This window comes from Alkalimonas amylolytica (assembly GCF_900107845.1).
Lineage (GTDB): Bacteria > Pseudomonadota > Gammaproteobacteria > Enterobacterales > Alteromonadaceae > Alkalimonas > Alkalimonas amylolytica.
Window position 1 is genome coordinate 137,446 of sequence record NZ_FNRM01000006.1, and the last position, 21,455, is coordinate 158,900.

The following is a 21,455-nucleotide window of genomic DNA, read 5'->3' on the forward strand; positions in this document are numbered from 1 at the left end:
ATCTTTTGTTTTCGCTAACAATTTCGTGGGGATACCTCAGGATCTGACCCCGAATTTAATCTGGCTAAACTGCCAAATTTGTTACCGCTAACAACCAGAGGATGATTAAATATCAACCAAAGCTCGGTTGTTTTTACCCGCCATCCGTATGCGAACGATGTGAACGGGACACCTGGACGGAATACTTACTCAACTATGACAACTTCAAAGTTAACCCAATCAGGGTTGTTTGATATCAGCAAAAAAATAAAAACTGCTACAGCCGTACACAACGCACTTTTAACCAAAACCTCAGTATTAAGCTTTTTATGTATCCATAAGTCGGTAATGAGCCGCAAAAACAATCCTGCTGCTGCAATAAAAACAAACATTGCTGTTATTATTGCAATAATACCCAACACATTTTGAACCATCCCCATCTCTAACAAACCCAGCTATCGCACTCAAAAGTTATCAGTATAGCTGTCACCATCCCCTGCATACCAACAACTTGAGTCATCCATCAAGGTTTAAGTGGGCTACCCCATGCCGAAGTATGGCAAGAGTGCCGGATTAGCAGCCACCATCTTCCGGCAGGTAAAAAGCAGCGTTCGTACCGAATGCCGCCTTCCCCTGCCTGAAAAGCAGAAAATGAGGTTGTAAAAGAGCAAAAGCAGTAACCAATCTGGCTGAACTGCCAAATTTGTTACCGCTAACAACCTGAGGATGATTAAATATCAACCAAAATCCGGTTGTTTTTACCCGCCCTCCATATGCGAACGATATGAACGGGACACCTGGACGGGACAACAATTTACTTCTTGCCTCCCTTTCCCCGCCTTTCTTTAAGGATCTTCACGTTAGTCACATAACTCTGAATAACACAGTATGCCCCACAGAAAAAGCCCGAATACATCAGAGCATTACCAACAATATTTATCTCTGATTTCACTAGAAGAAAACCAAGAAGTGCGACTATGAAACATATAAAGCCTTTCCACGCCCATGAACTTCGACCTAAGTATATTCTTAGCTTGACCATAAATAATTAATTACCATTACAAGAGTATGTGTAGGTTCGGCAAAATTGAATTCCGGCATTCGCACCAACACCGCCTCCACCATAACCTTTAGCTCCATTAATAGTCGAATCACTAAAATCGGGGTCAGATCAAAATTAAATCCTATCTTTCCTCGGCTCCCTAAAATCGGGGTCAGATCAAAATTAAATCCTATCTTTCCTCGGCTCCCGGCTTTGCCGTTGTAGGCTGACACCCGGTTAATACACCCTTTTCTGGTTTAAGACGCTTATTCCCCAGCGCCATAATAGTGCTGGTGCAAGGGTTGCTCTGCTCGGTGCTGTGTTGACAGCTTTGTTTTGGTAAGTGACTTTTTTATCCATCTCGGCTTTAATTGTTGCTTTTTTATTCACACCATAATAAATTTAATCTCGCGAAAATTACACCAAATACAACAGGGAAAGTTATGAAACAACTCTTATTAACTGGAAAATTCTGTTTGCTGCTGTTATCTATGCTGCTCATTGCCTGTGGTGGTGGCTCAGATTCTGACTCTGGCCCTACCCCACCACCAGTAAACACCCAGCCAAACACCTTCAGCTTTAACGTGCAAGCGGATGTTGAACCCGGAGCCACTGTCACTTCAAACAGTATTACCGTGTCTGGTATCAATGCGGCAGCGACTATCAGCATTCAAGGTGGCGAGTACTCAATTGACAACGGTGACTTTGCCTCGGGCTCTTCAACCGTTAATAATGCTGCGCAAATTAGGGTACGTCATCAGGCATCGGCTGAATACGCCAGCAGCCAGACCACAACGTTGACTATTGGTGGTGTCAGTGCCAACTTTGTTAGTACTACCCGCAACCAACCGTCAGCAGTCGGCACCGGCACACCACCGCAAGCGACCGTGCTTTTTCCATGGTCGCAGTCAAAAGCGACAGCTGGCACCCTCACAGTGCGTGGTACTGCGACCAGCCGTAATGGCATCAGCGATTTGCGTGTGAATGGTGTAGCTGCCACAGTACATAGCCGAAGTGCTGCAGCACAGAGGGTTTCAGCACAAAGCTTTCATGCCCAGGGCAGTAATGAAGACGACGAAGAACAAGAAGAAGAAGAGTTTGAGTGGACTGCAGATGTCGAGATAGAATCAAACAGTGCTACTGAGTTGAAAGTATCGGTCAGTGATGCTGATGGCGCTGAGAATAATGATGCGGCCTCTGTCAGGGTCGATACCCTGGAAGCACCCACTTTTCTTGTTTACGACAACCTGAATGAACGACTCATTGGTGTATTGGGAAGCAAAGAAATCGTGGCTATTGACCCGTCGAACCTGAGTTATCAGCCAATAACAACCGCTGACTTCATCAGTGAGTTGAATTTTGACCCTGTATACAACCGTATTATCTACTCTACTCATCATGAAAATACCGTTTCTTTGCATGAAGTAGATTTGGTGCTGGGCAGTCAAAAATCACTGGTGACTTACACGCCGGAATTAGCGCCAGATGTTAAGATTATTATGGCCCGCTCAGTGTTTGACCCGATCAATCAACTGGCTTTTGTATTACTAAAACTGTTGGAGGACGGGAGTTTCTATGCCACCGATCGCCTGTATCAATTTAACTTAGCAGACGATACCAGCCGCTTATTATCTGCCAGCTACCTTGACGACAGTCCTCGGATGACGATATCCCACATGACCATGCTTGGCACGCGCCTGTACGCAGCAGCAAGTAACCGGCAGTTGATTGAAATAAATACGGAGACTGGAGAGCGAACCACGGTTATGGGACTTCCGGATTTTAGCCCCATGGCAATGGCAGCAGGGAGCAGAGACGACCAGCTATTCATAGCCGGTTTTCAAGGCATTCTCAAAATAGAACTGGCTTTCCCTTTAAGCATCATGCTATCCCGCGAAACCAGTACCACCTTGTACCCGACTTCCCAAATACGTGGGGCTTTATTGCTGGATGAGGAAACTTTGCTGGTATTAGACCCGGATTTTGGCAATGTACTTCAAGTTGATACACGCACAGGCGAGCGCTCGGCTTTCATTCGTTCAGGTATTGGCGCTGGACGCAGTATCATGATGCCACGCTACCTGACCTTTGCAGATGAGGGCGATACACTTTACGTGTTGGATAATGGCTCTAATGCAGCTGATGTATTATTTGCAGTTGATTTAACAAGCGGTGATCGCACCATGATTGCGGACATTAATCAGGATAGAGTCAACTATCATAGCGGACTGTTCTTTCATGCAAAAAACAATGCACTGCTGGTGGGGCTGGATGACGCAATTATATCAGTGGCACTGAGCGATGGCAGTACTTCGGTTGTGAGTGGCATGGGTGCAGGGCATGGGCCTGAGTTATGGCCCATAACCGGTGGTGACTTTGATGCAGAGTCTGAAACACTCTATATGGCAAAGCATAGTCTGACCAATGCCATCTTTAAGATTGATGTCACGACTGGTCAGCGTATTGTGCTTGGGTTTGATGGCAGTGCCGGTATTGCCGGTGTCATCGAAGGCGTAAATGATGTGGCATTGGATGCTGAAAATCAGCAACTTTATTTGTCCAGCCAATCGCAAAGTACCATCTACCGCCTTGATTTGGAGACGCTCGAAACAGAAATGGTGTTAGATAGGTGCATGAACAACTATGGACAGAACATCCTGAATGTGGACGAGTCTGGCATTTACAAGATAAATTATGATGCGGCAGGCCAACGCTTGCTTATCCTGTCCGGTCAGTTAGCAAGTTATGATTTCGCTACACAAAGCTGCCAAATCCTTGGACAACGGCACGAATATATCAATGCCATGCCGTTGGAGAATGGTACCTTTCTGACAGTAGGCCAGGGCGCGTTAAAGCAGCTGGATCCTGTCACACAAGAGCAGGTCATTATTTCCAAATAAGCTCTTTGCAGACTGGCCTTTCGGCCAGTCTGCGTTTTCCTAAGGCGATACCTTTCCCTCGCTTAAAGACCAAAACCCCTTTACTTTACCGGCTAAATCGCTACAATAGCCGCCGCACTTTTGTGTATGTTTTAACCGCTCTTTATCCAATAAGGTAATCGCTATGCATCCGATGTTGAACATCGCCATCCGTGCTGCCCGCAGTGCAGGAACACTTATTGCCCGCTCTTGCGAGCAACTGGATATCGTTAAATCGACGGAGAAATCCAGCAACGACTTTGTCACCAACATCGACCGTGAAGCCGAGCAACTGATTGTGCAAACCTTGCGTAAATCCTTCCCTGGCCATGGTGTGGTTGGTGAAGAACTGGGTGTGCAAGGGCCGGCGGACAGCGATCACCAATGGATCATCGACCCGCTCGATGGCACCTCCAATTTTATCCGCGGTATCCCGCATGTTGCCATTTCCATTGCCTTAAAAGTTCAGGGCAAGCTCGAGCAAGCGGTGATCTACGATCCGCTGCGCGATGAACTCTTTACCGCTTCCCGTGGCCGTGGCGCTCAGCTTAATGGCCGCCGTATTCGTGTTGGCAACCGGCCTGAACTGACCGGTGCGCTGCTTGGTACTGGCTTCCCCTTTAAGCAAAAGCAATTGCTGCCGGTATACAGCAGTGTGTTTAACAGCCTGTTCCCGCTGGTCGCTGATATGCGCCGTGCTGGCTCGGCTGCTTTGGATTTGGCCTATGTCGCTGCAGGCCGTTTGGATGGTTTCTGGGAAATTGGTTTAAAACCATGGGATATTGCTGCCGGTGAACTGATTGTGCGCGAAGCCGGTGGTATGGTCACCGACTTTGCCGGTGGCAACAACCAGCTAAAAAGTGGCAATGTGGTCGCCGCCAGTCCGAAAGTGCTGCAGGGCATGCTAAAAACCATGCGGCCGCACCTGACTGAAGATTTGATGCGTTAGAGCTTACTATAAAAACGCACTTTCCCGGATAGTGAAAGTGCGTTCTTCAAAGCAGCAAAGCTTTCTAGTGGCAATTACTCATTCACAGCTATCTTTTTGCCTCGATTAAGTAAACTTGCCTCCCAAGAAACGATGGCCGCACTTACACCACTGATAAATGCAAGAACAAAACTAAATCCTGCAAATACCGCCGCAATGAATGAGGTGCTAGTCAGTGCTGACAGTTGAAACCTGGATTCCTTGTACAAGGCAGTTGGGTCAGGGTCTGTGAGCACAATATCAGGAACAAAAAACCACCAAATGCCGAACAGTACAATACACACTGCAATCGTAAGAAGCGCCATACTGAAAATACCTAGCACTCTGGCAACGAAGAGAAGTAAGCCTAAGTTTCCGGCTTTTAGATTCTGGTAGGGATAAAGTTTCATCTTCGGGCCTTTTAATTACAGTTAAACCTATAAATCGTTCTATTACCTGTGGTGTTCGATGTAACAACCTGACAATAATGGGCAGAAGAAACAGAGCCAACATCCCAGTTAATAGAATAACTCGTATTCATGTAGTTAACGAAGGCTTCGTTGTGAGCTGCTGAAACCGTACTGTAAGAGCCGGGTACTTGGGCTACTGTTTGCGGTATACGATTACTTGCCTGATCAAAAGCATTTAATACAACAAGCTCTTCTCTTGTTACATCTATTGCTACAATTGCCTCACCTATTTTATTACCTTGCCTGTCTACAAATACAACTGTCATGCTGATCCCAAGATCAGTTAAAAGCAAAGAGTTGATGAAACCAACCGTAGATGCAACCAAGAGCCTGCTCTGCCCAGATAAAGTGTTAGTTAGAACATTGTAAACATCACGTCTCACACTGCTGGACTGCACAAAATCATATGGATCAGCGATGATTTGACGATGAGGTACTCTGAAGTAAAACGAAGAGTTTTGAGGTGTAACATTAGTTTGTGTTGTAAAATCATCAGCCGGAAATGCACCAAAATCAATAATCAATTGCTGCCGGAGTAGGAAAATATTATTCACAACGTCTTGTAGTTGAGGGCTAATTGAAATTTCGACTGTTGATGTTTGTGGCTCACCCCAATTATCGAAATTTTTAGTAACAATGTACTGCCTCGCAATCTCCTGGGCTATATCTATGACTAATAACTGCTTTGTACTTGGTAATGGTGTTTCACGCTCAATTTTATTTCGCATTTGTGCATCCGTGCAAAAGTTACATATCACAGACTCCATAGGTTGAAGTGCGGCTTTTACCCCTGAGCTCATCAATAGGAATAAAGCAAACAGCAAAGCAAATTTCTTCATGATTACAGTTCCCTCTTACCAAAAAGAAACTTAAATGTACCACAAGAAAATATAAAATCAAATTAAACCACATTTATTAACAATGCTATTTTCAGTGGGCAAGCCCTGCTCTTGCCAGGCGCGATAACCGCCTGCCAGGCTAAACACCTGCTGATAGCCCATTTGCTGCAGTGCCTGGGCTGCCAGCGCCGAGCGGTAGCCACCACCGCAATACAAGATAATCGCCTGGTGCTTATCTTGCACTGTCTGTTCAATATCCCGCTCGATAATGCCTTTGCCAAGATGCATGGCCCCGGGTAAGTGCCCTTGCTGCCACTCATGATCCTCACGGGTATCTATCAGTACATAAGGTGTGCTTCGCTGCTGCAAAGTCGCGATATCCATTTCCTTGATAACGGCTTTGGCGGCGTTGACTAAGGCCAGAAATGCCGGTGAGTGCTGCATAACAAGCTCCAAAAAAAATGCCAGTCGATTGACTGGCATTTTGTCGGTTAAACACGCTTATAGCAAGGGCTCGGTGTTCTCGCCTTCTTTTTCCACCGGCGGTGGCATCAGATCTTCGCGGCTTATGCCCAGCAACAAGGACATGGAGCTGGCAATATAGACCGACGAATAGGTCCCAATCACCACACCAAACAACAGCGCAGTAGCAAAACCATGGATCAACTCGCCGCCTTTAAAGAACAGTACCAGCAGCACCAGTATGGTCGTTAAAGAGGTGATGATGGTCCGGCTCATGGTGCCGGTCAGCGATTCATTCACCACGTCGATCGGCGCGCTCTCACGGATACGACGGAAACCTTCACGAATACGATCACAGACTACGATGGTATCGTTCAGCGAGTAACCGATCACCGCCAGCACAGCGGCCAGTACCGTGAGATCAAACTCCAGCCCGAGCAAGGAAAACAAGCCCAGCGTGATGATGACATCGTGCGCCAAGGCAGCGACTGCGCCTAGTGCAAAACGCCACTCGAAACGAAACGCCACGTAAATCAAAATACAGATCAAGGCCGCCAGGGTAGCCAGGCCACCCTGCTCTTTGAGCTCGGCACCCACACTGGGGCCCACGTATTCGATACGGCGCATATCGACCGTGCCATCCGCGTCACCCAGTAAACGTAATACCTGCTCGCCAAGGGTGACCTGCTCGATATCATCACGCGGGCCAATGCGGATCAACACTTCACGGCTGGAGCCAAAATACTGCACCACTGCATCCGGAAAGCCGGCATCGGCCAGTACAGAGCGCACGGCTGATAAATCGGCATCGCGCTGATAGCCGACTTCAATCACGGTACCACCGGTAAAGTCCAGCCCCCAGTTCATGCCTTTGGTGGCCATCAAACCAAGGGAAGCAATCACCAGAATACCGGACAAAATCAAGGCCGGTATTTTCAAGCTCATAAAGTTGATGGTGTTATTGAAATTAATTGCGATCATCATGGCCCCCTTAAATTGGCAACTTCTGCAGGCGACGTCCGCCCCAGATCATGTTGACCAGCACACGTGTACCGACAATGGCGGTAAACATCGAGGTAATAATACCGATCATCAGTGTAACCGCGAAGCCTTTGATAGGCCCGGTACCAACACCGAACAAGATCAGCGCCGCAATCAAAGTGGTGACGTTGGCATCGGCAATGGTTGACAGTGCCCGGTCGTAGCCATGATGAATGGCTTGCTGCACACTACGTCCATCGCGCAGTTCCTCACGGATGCGCTCAAAAATCAGCACATTGGCATCCACCGCCATACCAACCGTCAGCACGATACCCGCCATACCCGGCAAGGTCAGGGTGGCCCCTGGGATCATCGACATAATGCCAACAATCAGCACCAGGTTAGCGACCAGAGCGGCATTGGCAACCAAACCAAAGGCTTTGTAGTACAGCACCATAAACACCAATACGGCAGCCAAACCCAACATAATAGCGGTTTGCCCTAATTCGATGTTTTCCTGACCCAGGCTTGGGCCTATGGTGCGCTCTTCAATGATTTGGATCGGAGCTAACAAGGCACCTGCCCGCAACTGCAGCGCTAAGTTGTGCGCTTCACCGGGGTTATTAATGCCGGTAATACGGAAGCTGCGACCTAGCCGAGCCTGGATGGTAGCCACGTTGATGACTTCCTCGATTTTTTCCAGTACAGGGTCGCCATCCGGGCCAATCTGATCGGTCGGTTTGTATTCAATGAACACGGTGGCCATGCCGCGGCCAATGGCATCACGGGTGGCCTGAGAGAACATATTGCCCCCCTGCGCATCCAATGAAATATTGACCTGCGGCCGGCCATATTCATCAAAGCTGGAGCTGGCACCGGTAATGCGATCGCCGGTCAGCATAATACGCCGTTGCAGCACCACCGGGCGGCCATCACGGTCATAATAAAGCTGGGCACTGGGCGGCACCCGGCCTGCCAGTGCATCGTTCAGATCCACGCTATCATCCACCAGCCGGAACTCCAGCGTCGCGGTAGCGCCTAAAATTTCTTTGGCGCGGGCGGTGTCCTGCACGCCGGGCAGTTGTACAATAATGCGTTCGCCCTGACGCTGCACCAGTGGCTCGGCAACCCCGATTTCATTGACCCGGTTTCGGATAATGGTGATGTTTTGTTGCAGTGCATAATCGCGAATTTCGGCAATTTTGGCATCGCTCATCCGCACTTGCAGACTGAACTCGACCGGGCCATTGCTCACATCCAAATCACGATCTTGACTGATCAAACGACGGGCCGCCGCTAAATCATCAGCATTGCGCAATTGCACCAGCACGGTCCCTGAGTCGGTATCGGACTGGATATTGCCAAAACGAATACGGGCTTCACGCAAGTCGGTGCGGAAAATTTGCGCCAGATCGTCCAACTGCTTATCAATCGCCGCCTGCATATCGATGGCCATTAAGAAGTGCACGCCACCGCGTAAATCCAGGCCCAGGTTCATCGGGCTGGCGCCAATAGCCATCAGCCAGGCTGGCGTGGTCGGCGCCATATTCAACGCGGTCACATAATTATTACCGAGCGTGCGGCTAACCAGATCGCGGGCTCGCAGCTGATCTTCGGTATTGAAGAAGCGAGCCAGTAACTGACCGTCCTGCAGCGTGATGTCTTTTAGCGCAATCTGGTCTTCTGCAAAACGTTGTTGCAGCAAGACCAAACTATCCTGCTGCACCTCGCCACCACGGGTGGCACTTACTTGAATGGCGGGATCTTCCGGATATAAATTCGGCAGGGCATACAAGGTACCAACCAGCAGCACCAGGATGACCACAAGATAACGCCATGCTGGGTTATGATTTAACACTCAACAGTCCTTTTGCATCAATGGCAATTCAGATTACAGCGACTTCAGGGTGCCTTTTGGCAGCACAGCTGAGACAGACGCCTTTTGCACCGTCACTTCGGTGCTGTCATTTAGCGCCAGCACGATAAAATCTTTTTCTTCGGAGATTTTGCTGATACGGCCAACCAGGCCGCCCTGAGTCAACACCTCGTCCCCTTTCCCAAGCGCGCCCATCAGATTCTTATGTTCTTTCACACGCTTGGCTTGTGGCCGGTAGATCAGAAAATAAAAAATCAAACCAAAGGCCAATAACATGATGACCAGTTCCATACCACCGCCACCTTGTGCACTGCCACCTGTCGCATGTGCATTTGCAATAAACAGACTCATAACTATCCCCTTAAATAAACGTAATCAATCAAGCGCTGGTACAGCCATGCCTCGGGCGGCATAGAAGTCAGCAACAAATTGGTCCAAATTACCAGCGGCAATCGCTTCACGCAATCCCTGCATCAATTTCTGATAAAAATGCAGATTATGGATGGTGTTCAGGCGCGCGCCCTGAATTTCATTGCAACGATCCAGATGATGTAGATAGGCTCTGGAATAATTTTTACAAGTGTAGCAATCACAATTTTTATCCAAAGGCGCTGTATCGGCCTTGTGTTTGGCATTGCGAATTTTTACCACGCCATCGCTGACGAACAAATGACCATTGCGGGCATTGCGGGTTGGCATGACGCAATCGAACATATCGATGCCACGGCGCACCGCTTCGACAATGTCTTCTGGCTTGCCCACGCCCATCAAATAACGCGGCTTGTGCGCCGGCATTTTGTCGGTGGTGTGGTTTAAAATGTTGATCATGTCTTCTTTCGGCTCACCCACCGATAAACCGCCAATGGCGTAGCCATCAAAGCCGATGTCTTCCAGACCTTGCAAGGATACATCGCGTAGCCCCGGATACATGCCACCCTGAATGATGCCAAACAAGGCAGAAGGGTTGTCGCCATGAGCCGCTTTGCTGCGTGCTGCCCAGCGCAACGACAACTCCATCGATTTTTTCGCTTGTTGTTCGGTCGCAGGATATGGCGTGCACTCGTCGAAAATCATCACAATATCCGAGCCCAGTGCCTGTTGCACTTCCATCGAGCGCTCCGGTGTCAGCATGATTTTTTCGCCATTCAGTGGCGAGCGAAACAACACCCCTTCCTCGGTAATCTTGCGCAATTCGCCCAGACTAAACACCTGAAAACCACCGGAGTCGGTCAGGATGGGTTTGTGCCAGTGCATAAAATCATGCAAGTCACCATGCAGCTTGATGATATCCGTGCCCGGACGCAGCATTAAATGAAAGGTATTGCCAAGGCAGATTTGCGCCCCGGTTTGCTCCAGCTCTTCCGGCGTCATGCCCTTGACAGTGCCATAGGTGCCCACCGGCATAAACGCAGGCGTATCGACCACGCCCCGCTCAAACATCATTTGACCTCGACGGGCTTTGCCGTCGGTCGCTAACAGTTCAAATTTCACAGCTTACCTCGTACACCGGAGAAACAGTCCGGCTTCGCGGGCGCTATCATACCCTGTCCGGCCGGAAAATGCGATGCAAGGCATCCCGTGATAGCGACGCTTTAGCTAATAAACATGGCATCACCGTACGAATAAAAGCGGTACTGTTGCTCCACCGCCGTGTTGTAAGCCTGCATCACATGATCGCGTGAGCTAAACGCCGAGACCAGCATAATTAAGGTCGATTCGGGCAAGTGGAAGTTGGTGATCAGGGCATCCACCAGCTGGAACTGATAGCCGGGGTAGATAAAGATCTGGGTATCGCCCTGAAATGGCGCCAAGGGGTGCTGCTGGCTCAGGGCATGCTGCGCGGTGCTTTCCAGTGCCCGCACCGAGGTGGTTCCAACAGCGATCACTTTATTACCGCGCGCTTTACAGGCATTGACCGCATCAATCACCGCTTGATCCACCTCAATGTATTCAGCATGCATTTGATGGGTAGTGACATCCTCCACCCGCACCGGCTGAAAGGTACCAGCCCCGACATGCAGGGTAATAAAAGCGAACTGGATACCTTTTTCCTTCAATGTATCCAGCAGTGGCTGATCAAAATGCAAACCGGCGGTTGGTGCAGCGACAGCGCCGGGTTTCTGATGATACACCGTTTGATAACGGGCTTTGTCTTCTTCGCTGTCGGGACGGTCGATGTAAGGCGGCAGCGGCATATGACCCAGCCGTTCCAGCATGCTGAGCACATTTTCATCGCCTTGCAGCTCCAGTTCGAACAACTCGCCCTGGCGCCCCAGCATCGTCACTCTGGCGTCGTTCTCCAACAGCAACTCAGTGCCTGGCTTGGGTGATTTACTGGCACGGACATGGGCTAAAAAGCGCTGCTCATCCAACATTCGTTCCACCAGCACTTCCACCTTGCCGCCCGAGGCTTTTTGGCCAAACAATCGAGCGGGGATCACTTTGGTATTATTGAATACCAACAGGTCACCCGCCTTAAGCTGGTCGGCAAGATCCCGAAACACCCGGTGACTTAAGGCCCCGGTATGACGATCCATACACAGCAAACGGCTGGCTGAGCGTTCAGCCTGTGGATACCGGGCAATGAGTGCATCCGGTAGTTCAAAATGAAAATCGGCAAGCTGCATAGGAACCAACACCTCTGAAAAATCAAGGCCGCTAGTCTAATAACAGCAGGGGCTTTGAACAAGTGAAATCCACCTCTACTCCGCCTGAAAAGGTCTACACTTAGCAGTGGAGGTTGCCATGAGCACTGTCACTGCTGTCAAAAAGATGCTGTACTGCTGCTTGCTGCTGATGTGCGGGCATGGCTTGCTGTTCACTGCGAGCAAAGCTGATACACGACCCACCATCCCCACTGGGGTGATTCATGTAGCCAGTGATCTCTGGCCTGGGTTTACAGAGCCTGATGGCAAAGGGGCCTACCTGCACTTGCTACAGCTTATTTTACCTGTCGACACCGAGCTGGAATTACATTTCACCAGTTTCAGCCGTTCCATTCTGATGGCGGAACAACAACAAGTACTGATGGTGATTGGGATTGGCGTCAAAGACAGTAAACAGTTGTTATTGTCCGACCTGCCCTTTGATGTCGACGAGATTGCGGTTTTGTACCTGCCTGATCAACTGCAACTGACGGAAAACAGTAAATTATCCATGCTCAGACTCGCCACACAGCGCGGCTACAATTATGAGCTGGTGATGAATCTGAATAATACCAGTTATGAAGTAGACAGCATTCGCACCGGCGTTGATATGGTGCGCAACCAGCGGGTAGATGCATTTTTGGTTGAAAAAACAGAGCTGCAGAGCACAATTAACGCAGAAGACTTAGCTGGTCTGGAGCTGCGTTTTCTTAAAGGTGAACCAATTTATATGGGGTTTGCCAACAACGTCCGAGGCCTTGAGCTAAAGCGATGGTGGGATTATCAATACCAAATCTTGTACCGCAGTGGCCAATTAGAGCCCTTGTATCAGCAATACCCTAACTTCATCTTGCCCGATCTGGCTTCCGCCGGGTCAGTGCTTACGCCGGCGAAGTAACTTTCTTCTGCAAGACCTGACGAATCAACTCGGCCAGTAAGCGATAACTGTGCAACTTGCTGGAGGTAGGCCGCCACGCCACACCAATATCCCTGCTGGCTTGGCCTGTGCCAGGCCGTTGACATACCAGCTCAGTGCCTTGCAATAAACCTGCATTGATGGCCAGTTGCGGCATAAAGGTGACCCCCAATTTGTTATTCACCATCTGGGTCAGAGTATGCAAGCTGGTGGCAAAAAAAAGATTCACCTTACGATTATCTTCCAGCTCACAAGCTTTTACGGCGTGGCCGGTCAAACAATGCTCCCGTTCCAGTAGAAAAATACTTTCGTCTGGCCATTGCGTGATGTCATGCTCAAAACCATGCCCCAACCAGTCCCTATGCAACACCAATTGAAATGGATCTTCAGCCAGCACTTCCGTATGAAAGGCACCGGTTTCATACGGCAATGCAAGCAACACCATATCCAACCGCCCTTCCCCTAGCGCATGGAGGGAGTTATCTGTAGTATCTTCACGCAGCAACAGCTGCAGCTCCGGAAACTGCTGGCGACACTCCGCCATAATATCACTGAGTACAAAAGGAGCTATGGTAGGGATGCACCCCAGACGAAAAGGACCCGACATTGGCTTACCCTGGCACTGAGCAAACAGGCTGAGCTCTTCACACTGCTCAATGATATAACGAGCCTGACGAACGATATCCTCACCAAGTGGGGTAAAAATAAAGGTTTTATGGTCACGCTCCAACAGCTGCACATTGAGCGTTTCCTCCATATTAGCAATTGCAGCACTTAAAGTGGACTGTCCAATAAAACAGGCCTCAGCCGCCCGGCCAAAATGCTGATGTTCATGCAGCGCCAACAGATACTGCATTTGTTTAATGCTAGGTAAACGCTTCATCATCCCCCCATAAGCTTCTCATTTAGTATATCAGCATGATTTCTGAACGCACAGCATTTTACCTCGCCGCAAAGTTAACACAATTACCCAATAAAGGCACGCGAGCAAGCATCTTCTCTTGACCATTTCCAATTAAATTGTGATTAATTACAGCAATTTATAATTAGTTATGATTACAGCTGTAAATTATTGATTGAATCCAAATCTTTGATGTTATAAGTTAATTAGGCAACAATGTTTAAGGTTAATGGGCCATAAAGCCTGACCTGCATTGACTCAGTGTCGCCACTATGTTTTGAGTCTGTCCTGCTGTCTGCTTCTCTCAGTAAGTGCGCTACTACCATAACCATAATAATCACCTCGGGAGGGTGAAACCATGTCCAAATCCTTTGCTACTCTGGCTGGAGCCAAGAGCAGTTTAGTCGCCTTGGCTATTTCTGCGGCTTTAGCTGCCCCACTGGCAGCACAAGCAAAAGAAAGCGCAGAGCCAAGTTCCAACCGTTTTATCATTCATTACAGCGCTGAACATTTGGCGCAACAAAACCTTTCTCTTCGTCCGGGTGAAAGCCATGAGCAGATTGCACTGCAAGTGACAGCTCGTGCTTTGGAGCGGATGGGCGCTAAGACCAAACTTATCCTGGGGCCTCAACGGGCTATCGCTGCTGAGTTACCGGAAGCTGTTCTGAAGCGTCTGCAAGTAGACCCGCGCATTGAACTTATTGAACCAGACCTGGTTCGCTACCCAATGGCTCAGGATATTCCGTACGGCTACACCATGGTGCAAGCCGATCAGGTGTCTGATCAATTTGCCAGTAATCAAACGGTCTGTGTGATTGACTCCGGCCTGGATCTACCGCATGAAGATTTCCTGAGCAGCAACATCACTGGCACCAATGACCCTGGCACGGGTAACTGGTTTGAAGCCGGTGGCCCACACGGTACTCATGTTGCTGGTACCATTGCCGCTTTGAATAATGATGTCGGTATTGTTGGTGTGCTGCCAAATGGCGAAGTCAAACTGCATATTGTGAAAGTCTTTAATGCCGCTGGCTGGGGTTACTCCTCCTCATTAGTCAATGCCATTAACGTCTGTGCTCAAAATGGCTCAACCGTAGTAAATATGAGCTTAGGTGGTGCAGGCTCGAGCGTGGCTGAGCGCAACGCCCTGCAAAGTATTTATGACTCCGGCGTGCTGTTGGTAGCTGCTGCGGGTAACGGCGGCAACACCGCCATGTCTTACCCTGCCTCCTACGACTCAGTCATTTCAGTCGCTGCAGTGGATAGCAGCAAAACACTGGCTGGCTTCTCACAACGTAATGCGCAGGTCGAATTGGCAGGCCCAGGGGTTGACGTACGTTCAACGTATCCGGAAGGGACAGGTGTTGAGTCGCTGCTGTCAGTCAATGGCGTTGCCTTTAATCCAAACCCTATCTCTGGCGCTGGCTCAGGCAGCATGACGGCAGAAATTGCCAGCTGTGGTCTGGGTTTAACCACCTGTGATGATATGGTGGGTAAAGTCTGCCTGATGCAACGGGGTGAAGTCTCTTTCGCGCAAAAGGTAGAGTCCTGTCAGGACGGTGGCGGTGTAGCAGCCATTATCTACAACAACGAACCGGGTAATTTCAGTGGTACTGTCGGTGACAACCCGACGACCACCATTCCAGCAGTAAGTTTGTCGCAAGAAGAAGGCAACGTATTGATGGGGCAACTGGGTGATGTAGCTAACTTTACCTCAGGTGCCAGCAATTATGGCCTGATGAGCGGTACCTCGATGGCATCACCGCACGTTGCAGGTGTTGCTGCTCTGGTATGGAGCCACTTCCCACAATGTACCAATGCTGAAATTCGTGCTGCGCTGGCCGCCTCCGCGGAAGATCTGGGAGCGCCAGGCCGAGATACTTCCTATGGTTGGGGTTTGGTACAGGCCAAAGATGCGGTGGATTATTTGACCGCTAATGGCTGTGAAGGTGCTGATTTACCGGATGATCCGGTAGACCCGGATCCAGAGCCAGACACTGAGCTGCAAAATGGTGTTCCGGTAACCGATCTTGCCGGTGGCAGCGGAGAGCAACTGTCCTTCACCATGCAACTGCCTGCTGATGCCAGCGATTTGGCCTTTGTGATGTCTGGCGGCACCGGTGATGCAGACTTGTATGTGAAGTTTGGCTCAGCGCCAACCCTCAGCGATTACGATTGCCGGCCATTCCGCTTTGGCAACGAAGAGCGCTGTGATTTTGCCACGCCGCAAGAAGGCACCTGGCATGTGATGATCAATGGCTATACCGCCTTTAGCGGCGTTAGCCTGGTGGGAAGCTTCACAGCACCGGAAGTGCCGGATGAGCCGGATGTACCGGATGCAGGTGGTTATGTTGTGAACGACATCAGCATTGCCCGTCGGACCTGGAGTTACTACAGTGTGGATGTACCAGCCGGTGCCACCAGCCTGGTGGTTGAAATCTCCGGTGGCCGTGGTGATGCCGATTTGCATGTGCGTCATGGCGCTGTACCCACAGCAACGCAGTTCGACTGCAAGCCAGGCACCAATGGCAACAATGAAACCTGTACCTTCACCAACCCGGCCGAAGGCACCTGGCACATTGGTTTGCATGCATTCCGTGCGGTCAGCGGTATGACACTGGAAGTACGTTACGAGTAAAAACACCATTTCTCCCTGAAATGCAAAGCGCCGCTCAATGAGCGGCGCTTTTTATTCCGATAACGGAGTGGTTTCCGACTAAGAGACTAGTGCTTACGCGCCTGAGCCTGGCCATCAATCCGCATCGCCTTCAAGCGACGCCCCGATGCCGATTCATTGACGTTCAGTACGTGATCGCCAATCCGTTCCAACCGATTCAGCATATCGATAAAGATCACACCAGCTCGAGGGGCATAGTCACCACTTTCCAAACGGCCGTAATGGTTGTTGCGATACTCATCACGCAGCTTGTCGATTTTATCTTCTAATGCAATGGCATCTTTCAGGCTTACGGCCGCTGGCTCTTTCGCTACATTGTCTTTCATAGCAATAATAGCATGGTGCAGCGCCGTCATCATTGCGGCCATTTCGGTGCTTGCGACCTCTGGCCAGGTCGATTCGGTTTCCACCATCCGCTCGGACAGTTTTGACACCTGATAATAAATATCGGCAATCCGCTCCATATCGTTGATCATGGTTTGCATAAAGCGAATGCGCTCTGTCATCCAATGTTCCAGGTTGGTGTGCTCACTGACCCGCACCAGATAGTCGGAAATTTCTACTTCCAGTTGATCGGTCGCATCCTCGTATTTCTGGATTTTTTCCATCAGTTTTTCGCGGTTGTTGCCAGGCTCAAACAGCAGCTCGGTCACCGACTCATGCATTTTTTCCACCACACCGGCAAACTGTTGAATTTCCTTTTGTGCTTGCGCCACCGACAGCCCCGGCGACGTCATCACGCCAGCACTGATGTAACGCAAATGGAACTCCTCGTCCTCGCCACCGCGATCCGGCTGGATAAACTCGACAAAACGGATCAGATAAGGCACAAAAGCAAACAACAGCACCACGTTCAGTACATTAAAAGTGGTGTGAAACAAGGACAAAGCCAGGGTGGCATTGGCCCGTGCCTCCTGCGTCCCTGCCATAACAGACACCGGATTGCCGGTAAAATACTGCACCACGGTATCCATCAGGCTGAGCATCGGGAAGATGATGACCATCATCCAGATCACCCCGACAATATTAAAGAAGAAGTGAAAACGGGCGGCTCGTTTGGCATGCACGTTGCCTACCAGAGCCGCAATATTGGCGGTCACGGTAGTACCAATGTTTTCACCTAAGATCATGGCTGCAGCAATCGGGAAAGAGATCCAGCCTTCAAACAGCATCACCAGGGTAATGGCGGTTGCTGCCGAGGACGATTGGGTTAGTAAGGTTAACACCGTGCCGGCGAAAACAAACAGCAGCAGCGATAAATAGCCGTACTCGGTAAAGGCATCCAAAAAGGCAAACATCTCAGGGTTGGCGCGAATATCCGGCACAGCGCCTTTGATAAACTCCAAACCAATAAACAGGATACCAAAACCAACCATGGCCTCGGCGATATTGCGCAGCCGGCTGTTGTTGGAAAACAGGAAGGCAAAAAATACCCCGATAACGGCAACCGCGATCGGGGTGATCTGAAACTTAAAGCCAAACAAGGCCACCATCCAGGCAGTGATGGTGGTGCCAATATTGGCTCCCATAATCACGCCCGTCGATTGCACAAAGGTCAGCAAGCCGGCATTGACGAAACTCACCGCCATCACAGTGGTAGTGGTGGATGATTGGGTAATGGCGGTGGTGCCAAAGCCGGTAAGCACACCAGTTAAACGATTGCGGGTCATGCCGCTTAAGATGCCTTTCAGCCGGTGTCCTGCTATTTTCTGCAGGCCTTCGCTGAAAATCTTCATGCCAAAAATAAAAATCCCCAGCGAACCAATCAACTGGAGAAAATCAAACAATGTATAGCTCATGCGTTTTTGCCCTGAATAGGCCGCTTTAAAAGCTGTCTGCTTTTAAAATCGGACATATTTTATGCATTGGTGCAATTCAGTCGGCATTATAGCTGCGAACCAGCGCAATAAAAAATGAAATATTTCGTTTTTATGACTATAAACGACATATCTGTCAGCTGCGGGCATTGCGCTCTAACTCCGACTCATCACTATGCCGCACCACTTTTCCTTTCACCAGATAGATGATGTATTCCGACAGGTTTTTGCACCGATCGCCAATGCGCTCCAGTGACCGTGCCGACCAGAGCACATTCATCACCTTAGGAATTGAGCGTGGATCTTCAATCATGTAAGTCATCAATTGACGGGTAATGGCCTCGTACTCCCTATCCACCCGTTTGTCTTCTTTGTAGACAGTCAAAGCAGCTTCGACATCCATCCTGGCATAAGCATCCAGTACATCATGCAGCATTTGCCAGACATGACGCCCCAGATTGTCCAAGTTGACCAGTAAATCTTGTTGCTCCGTATTAAAGGACTCCAGCGCAACCATGGCGATACGGCGGGTTTCATCGCCAATCCGCTCCAAATCGGCAATGGTTTTTAAAATGGTCATCACCAACCGCAGATCACTGGCCGCCGGCTGACGCCTGGCGATAATGCGGGTGCATTCATTGTCGATCGTCAGCTCCCAGTCATTGACCTTGCGATCATTGTCAATCACCTGCTGGGCTTTGTCCGTATCCGAATTCGCGATGGCTTGCAAAGCATGATGCAGCTGCTGCTCGACCAGCCCGCCCATCGCCATCACATGATTACGGATTTGCTCAATTTCCTCATTGAACTGACTGGAAATATGGCGGGATAAATGCAAGGTATCCATCACTGTTCCTTAGCCAAAACGGCCGGTAATGTAATCTTCGGTTTGCTGCGAAGCGGGCTGAGTAAAGATGGTATGGGTTTCGGCCCATTCCACCAGGCGTCCCTGATTCAAAAAAGCGGTGTAATCAGAGATCCGCGCCGCCTGTTGCATATTGTGCGTGACAATGACCACAGTATAGGCGGCTTTTAGCTCATAGATCAGCTCTTCAACCTTTAAGGTTGAAATCGGGTCCAGTGCCGATGCCGGTTCATCCAGTAGCAGCACCTCGGGCTGCAATGCAATGGCTCTGGCGATCACCAGTCGCTGCTGCTGGCCGGTCGATAGCGTGAGGGCATTCTGGTGCAGGCGGCTTTTGACTTCACTCCAAAGCCCGACCTGTTTCAAAGCCGACTCGACCTGCTCATCAAGACGCCTGCGGCTGCGCTGGCCTTGCAAGCGCAAGCCAAAAGCGACATTGTCGTAGACCGACTTGGGAAAAGGGTTGGGTTTTTGAAACACCATGCCGACCCGACAGCGCAAACGTGCAACATCGGTTTCGGGCTGGTAGATGTTTTGGCCATCCAACAACACCTGCCCCTGACTGCGGCAGTCGAGCATCAACTCGTTCATCCGGTTCATTGCTCTCAGCAGGCTGGACTTGCCGCAACCAGACGGGCCAATCAAGGCCGTGACCTGATTGGCCGGGATAGTCAAACCAATGGCATCCAACACCTGCTGATGCTGAAACCACAAAGAAAAATCGCGAATGGCTAGTTTGGTCTGCATGGTCACTCTAATCAATTAACCGGTACTTACGGCGTAAGCGCTGGCGCAAAAAAAACGCACTAAGGTTCAGCAACAAAATCAGCGTCAGCAAGACCAGGCCAATGGCATAGACCAGCGACATGGCGACTTCGGCATCCGGGCTTTGAAAGCCAACATCGTACAAATGATACCCCAGGTGCATGAACTTTCGCTCTAAATGAATAAACGGAAACTGCATATCGACTGGCAATTGTGGCGCTGACTTCACCACCCCCACCAGCATCAGCGGAGCGACCTCGCCAGCAGCGCGCGCTATGGCCAGAATCAGCCCTGTTAACATGGCTGGGGCAGCCTGAGGCACCACCACTTTCCAAATCGTTTCGGCCTGCGTGGCACCAAGTGCAAAGCTGCCCAAACGCTGAGCCTGGGGCAAGCGGCTAAGCCCCTCCTCGGTCGCAACAATCACCACTGGCAAGGTTAGCAGGGCCAGCGTTAAGGCAGCCCAAAACAATCCGGGGGTGCCAAATGTTGGTGCCGGTAACTGCTCGGCGAAAAGCAAACGATCCAGGCTGCCGCCCAGCACATAGACAAAAAAGGCCAGCCCAAAAACCCCCATCACCACGGATGGAATGCCAGCAAGATTGTACACACTGGTACGAATAAGCTGAGTAAGCCAGTTTTTCGGCGCGTACTCATGCAGATAAATAGCCGCTAAAATACCGAAAGGTGTCACCAGCACCGCCATCAGCAACACCATCACTAAAGTACCAAAAATAGCCGGAAAAATACCACCGGCACTTTGGTTTTTACTGGGCGATGCCGTCAAAAAGTGACGCCATTCCTGCCAAAAAATCGCGCCTCGTTGCCACCAACTCAGCTGATTGGGCAACCAATATGCCCGGATATCTGCCGCTGTCAGCAGCACTGGCGGTGCCGAACTCAGCTCCAGCCAGAGCCCGTTTGTCTCTGATGCGCTTTGCAGTTGTGAGCCATAAAGTGTGCGGCCATCCTGCAACTGCACCAACACAGCCCCCAATGGCCGCTCAGGCAACAGCTGGTACGACTCCAGCAGCAGATAACGTCCCAGCTCAGCATTCGTCTGATTTGTCAGCCCATCACCGCGGTCTACCAGCCAGAGCGATCTTGTCATCGCCTCAGTGCGGTCCGAGACCTGGCGTACCAACCGGCCAGGCTGTGGCTTACTCTGCTCGGTCAACTGGAATTGAACCAGGGGCGCCGGCCAAAAGTGCTGCATGCCTTTGACGGCAATCAAGCCCAGCAACGCCATAAAGAGAGCAAGGCACAACAACAGTGCTGAGGCACTGAGCCATACCCAGGGGCTGCCTTGTTGCCACCATTGCCGCATTGAAACTC

At 50.2% G+C, this 21,455-nt stretch carries 18 protein-coding genes; 4 read left to right on the forward strand and 14 right to left on the reverse strand.

Translation table 11 applies throughout. The features are described from left to right. Window positions 1–185 precede the first annotated feature (185 nt). The gene (locus BLW37_RS12650; protein WP_139243717.1) at window positions 186–401 is read right to left on the reverse strand and encodes a hypothetical protein; all 216 of its coding nucleotides are present in this window, start codon (window positions 399–401) and stop codon (window positions 186–188) included. 1,063 nt (window positions 402–1,464) lie between these two features. On the opposite strand from BLW37_RS12650, the gene BLW37_RS12660 reads away from it, so the two are divergent. Next, the gene (locus tag BLW37_RS12660; protein WP_091343425.1) at window positions 1,465–3,921 is read left to right on the forward strand and encodes a YncE family protein; all 2,457 of its coding nucleotides are present in this window, start codon (window positions 1,465–1,467) and stop codon (window positions 3,919–3,921) included. A gap of 163 nt (window positions 3,922–4,084) precedes the next feature. Then, window positions 4,085–4,888: an inositol-1-monophosphatase gene (gene suhB / locus BLW37_RS12665; protein ID WP_091343427.1), complete on the forward strand. Its 804-nt coding sequence runs from the start codon at window positions 4,085–4,087 to the stop codon at window positions 4,886–4,888. A 74-nt stretch (window positions 4,889–4,962) separates the two neighbouring features. Here the strand turns inward: suhB and BLW37_RS12670 are convergent, their stop codons facing one another. The 8 genes from BLW37_RS12670 to queA all read right to left on the reverse strand — a co-directional run bounded on the left by BLW37_RS12670 (window position 4,963) and on the right by queA (window position 12,161). Further along, complete coding sequence (locus BLW37_RS12670) at window positions 4,963–5,316, reverse strand: hypothetical protein (RefSeq protein WP_091343428.1); 354 nt, start codon at window positions 5,314–5,316, stop codon at window positions 4,963–4,965. Window positions 5,317–5,327: 11 nt separating this feature from the next. Beyond that, on the reverse strand, window positions 5,328–6,215 hold the full coding sequence (locus BLW37_RS12675) for a hypothetical protein (protein ID WP_091343429.1): 888 nt from the start codon (window positions 6,213–6,215) through the stop codon (window positions 5,328–5,330). Window positions 6,216–6,272: 57 nt separating this feature from the next. Then, a complete protein-coding gene (locus BLW37_RS12680; RefSeq protein WP_091343748.1) occupies window positions 6,273–6,659 on the reverse strand; it encodes a rhodanese-like domain-containing protein in 387 nt (128 codons plus the stop codon). Between the two features lie 57 nt (window positions 6,660–6,716). Then, entirely contained in the window at window positions 6,717–7,658 is a 942-nt protein-coding gene (secF, locus tag BLW37_RS12685; protein ID WP_091343430.1) for a protein translocase subunit SecF, read from the reverse strand. A gap of 10 nt (window positions 7,659–7,668) precedes the next feature. Next, window positions 7,669–9,516: a protein translocase subunit SecD gene (gene secD, locus BLW37_RS12690; RefSeq protein ID WP_091343431.1), complete on the reverse strand. Its 1,848-nt coding sequence runs from the start codon at window positions 9,514–9,516 to the stop codon at window positions 7,669–7,671. Window positions 9,517–9,549: 33 nt separating this feature from the next. Beyond that, on the reverse strand, window positions 9,550–9,885 hold the full coding sequence (yajC, locus tag BLW37_RS12695) for a preprotein translocase subunit YajC (RefSeq protein ID WP_091343433.1): 336 nt from the start codon (window positions 9,883–9,885) through the stop codon (window positions 9,550–9,552). 24 nt (window positions 9,886–9,909) lie between these two features. Continuing rightward, window positions 9,910–11,025: a tRNA guanosine(34) transglycosylase Tgt gene (gene tgt, locus BLW37_RS12700; RefSeq protein WP_091343435.1), complete on the reverse strand. Its 1,116-nt coding sequence runs from the start codon at window positions 11,023–11,025 to the stop codon at window positions 9,910–9,912. A gap of 101 nt (window positions 11,026–11,126) precedes the next feature. Further along, complete coding sequence (gene queA / locus BLW37_RS12705) at window positions 11,127–12,161, reverse strand: tRNA preQ1(34) S-adenosylmethionine ribosyltransferase-isomerase QueA (RefSeq protein ID WP_091343437.1); 1,035 nt, start codon at window positions 12,159–12,161, stop codon at window positions 11,127–11,129. Window positions 12,162–12,279: 118 nt separating this feature from the next. On the opposite strand from queA, the gene BLW37_RS12710 reads away from it, so the two are divergent. Further along, entirely contained in the window at window positions 12,280–13,077 is a 798-nt protein-coding gene (locus tag BLW37_RS12710) for a substrate-binding periplasmic protein (protein ID WP_091343439.1), read from the forward strand. On the opposite strand, the gene BLW37_RS12715 is transcribed toward BLW37_RS12710, so the two are convergent. Further along, a complete protein-coding gene (locus BLW37_RS12715; RefSeq protein ID WP_091343440.1) occupies window positions 13,061–13,978 on the reverse strand; it encodes a hydrogen peroxide-inducible genes activator in 918 nt (305 codons plus the stop codon). The genes BLW37_RS12710 and BLW37_RS12715 overlap by 17 nt on opposite strands. Before the next feature lie 376 nt (window positions 13,979–14,354). Between BLW37_RS12715 and BLW37_RS12720 the strand changes: the two genes are divergently transcribed. Further along, a complete protein-coding gene (locus tag BLW37_RS12720) occupies window positions 14,355–16,634 on the forward strand; it encodes a S8 family serine peptidase (protein WP_091343442.1) in 2,280 nt (759 codons plus the stop codon). 86 nt (window positions 16,635–16,720) lie between these two features. Here the strand turns inward: BLW37_RS12720 and BLW37_RS12725 are convergent, their stop codons facing one another. From BLW37_RS12725 to pstA, 4 genes are all read right to left on the reverse strand, one after another. After that, complete coding sequence (locus tag BLW37_RS12725) at window positions 16,721–18,472, reverse strand: Na/Pi cotransporter family protein (RefSeq protein ID WP_091343444.1); 1,752 nt, start codon at window positions 18,470–18,472, stop codon at window positions 16,721–16,723. A gap of 154 nt (window positions 18,473–18,626) precedes the next feature. Beyond that, a complete protein-coding gene (phoU, locus tag BLW37_RS12730; RefSeq protein WP_091343445.1) occupies window positions 18,627–19,337 on the reverse strand; it encodes a phosphate signaling complex protein PhoU in 711 nt (236 codons plus the stop codon). A gap of 9 nt (window positions 19,338–19,346) precedes the next feature. Continuing rightward, a complete protein-coding gene (pstB, locus tag BLW37_RS12735; protein ID WP_091343750.1) occupies window positions 19,347–20,102 on the reverse strand; it encodes a phosphate ABC transporter ATP-binding protein PstB in 756 nt (251 codons plus the stop codon). A gap of 7 nt (window positions 20,103–20,109) precedes the next feature. Further along, window positions 20,110–21,447: a phosphate ABC transporter permease PstA gene (gene pstA / locus BLW37_RS12740; RefSeq protein ID WP_091343447.1), complete on the reverse strand. Its 1,338-nt coding sequence runs from the start codon at window positions 21,445–21,447 to the stop codon at window positions 20,110–20,112. Between the last annotated feature and the right edge of the window lie 8 nt (window positions 21,448–21,455).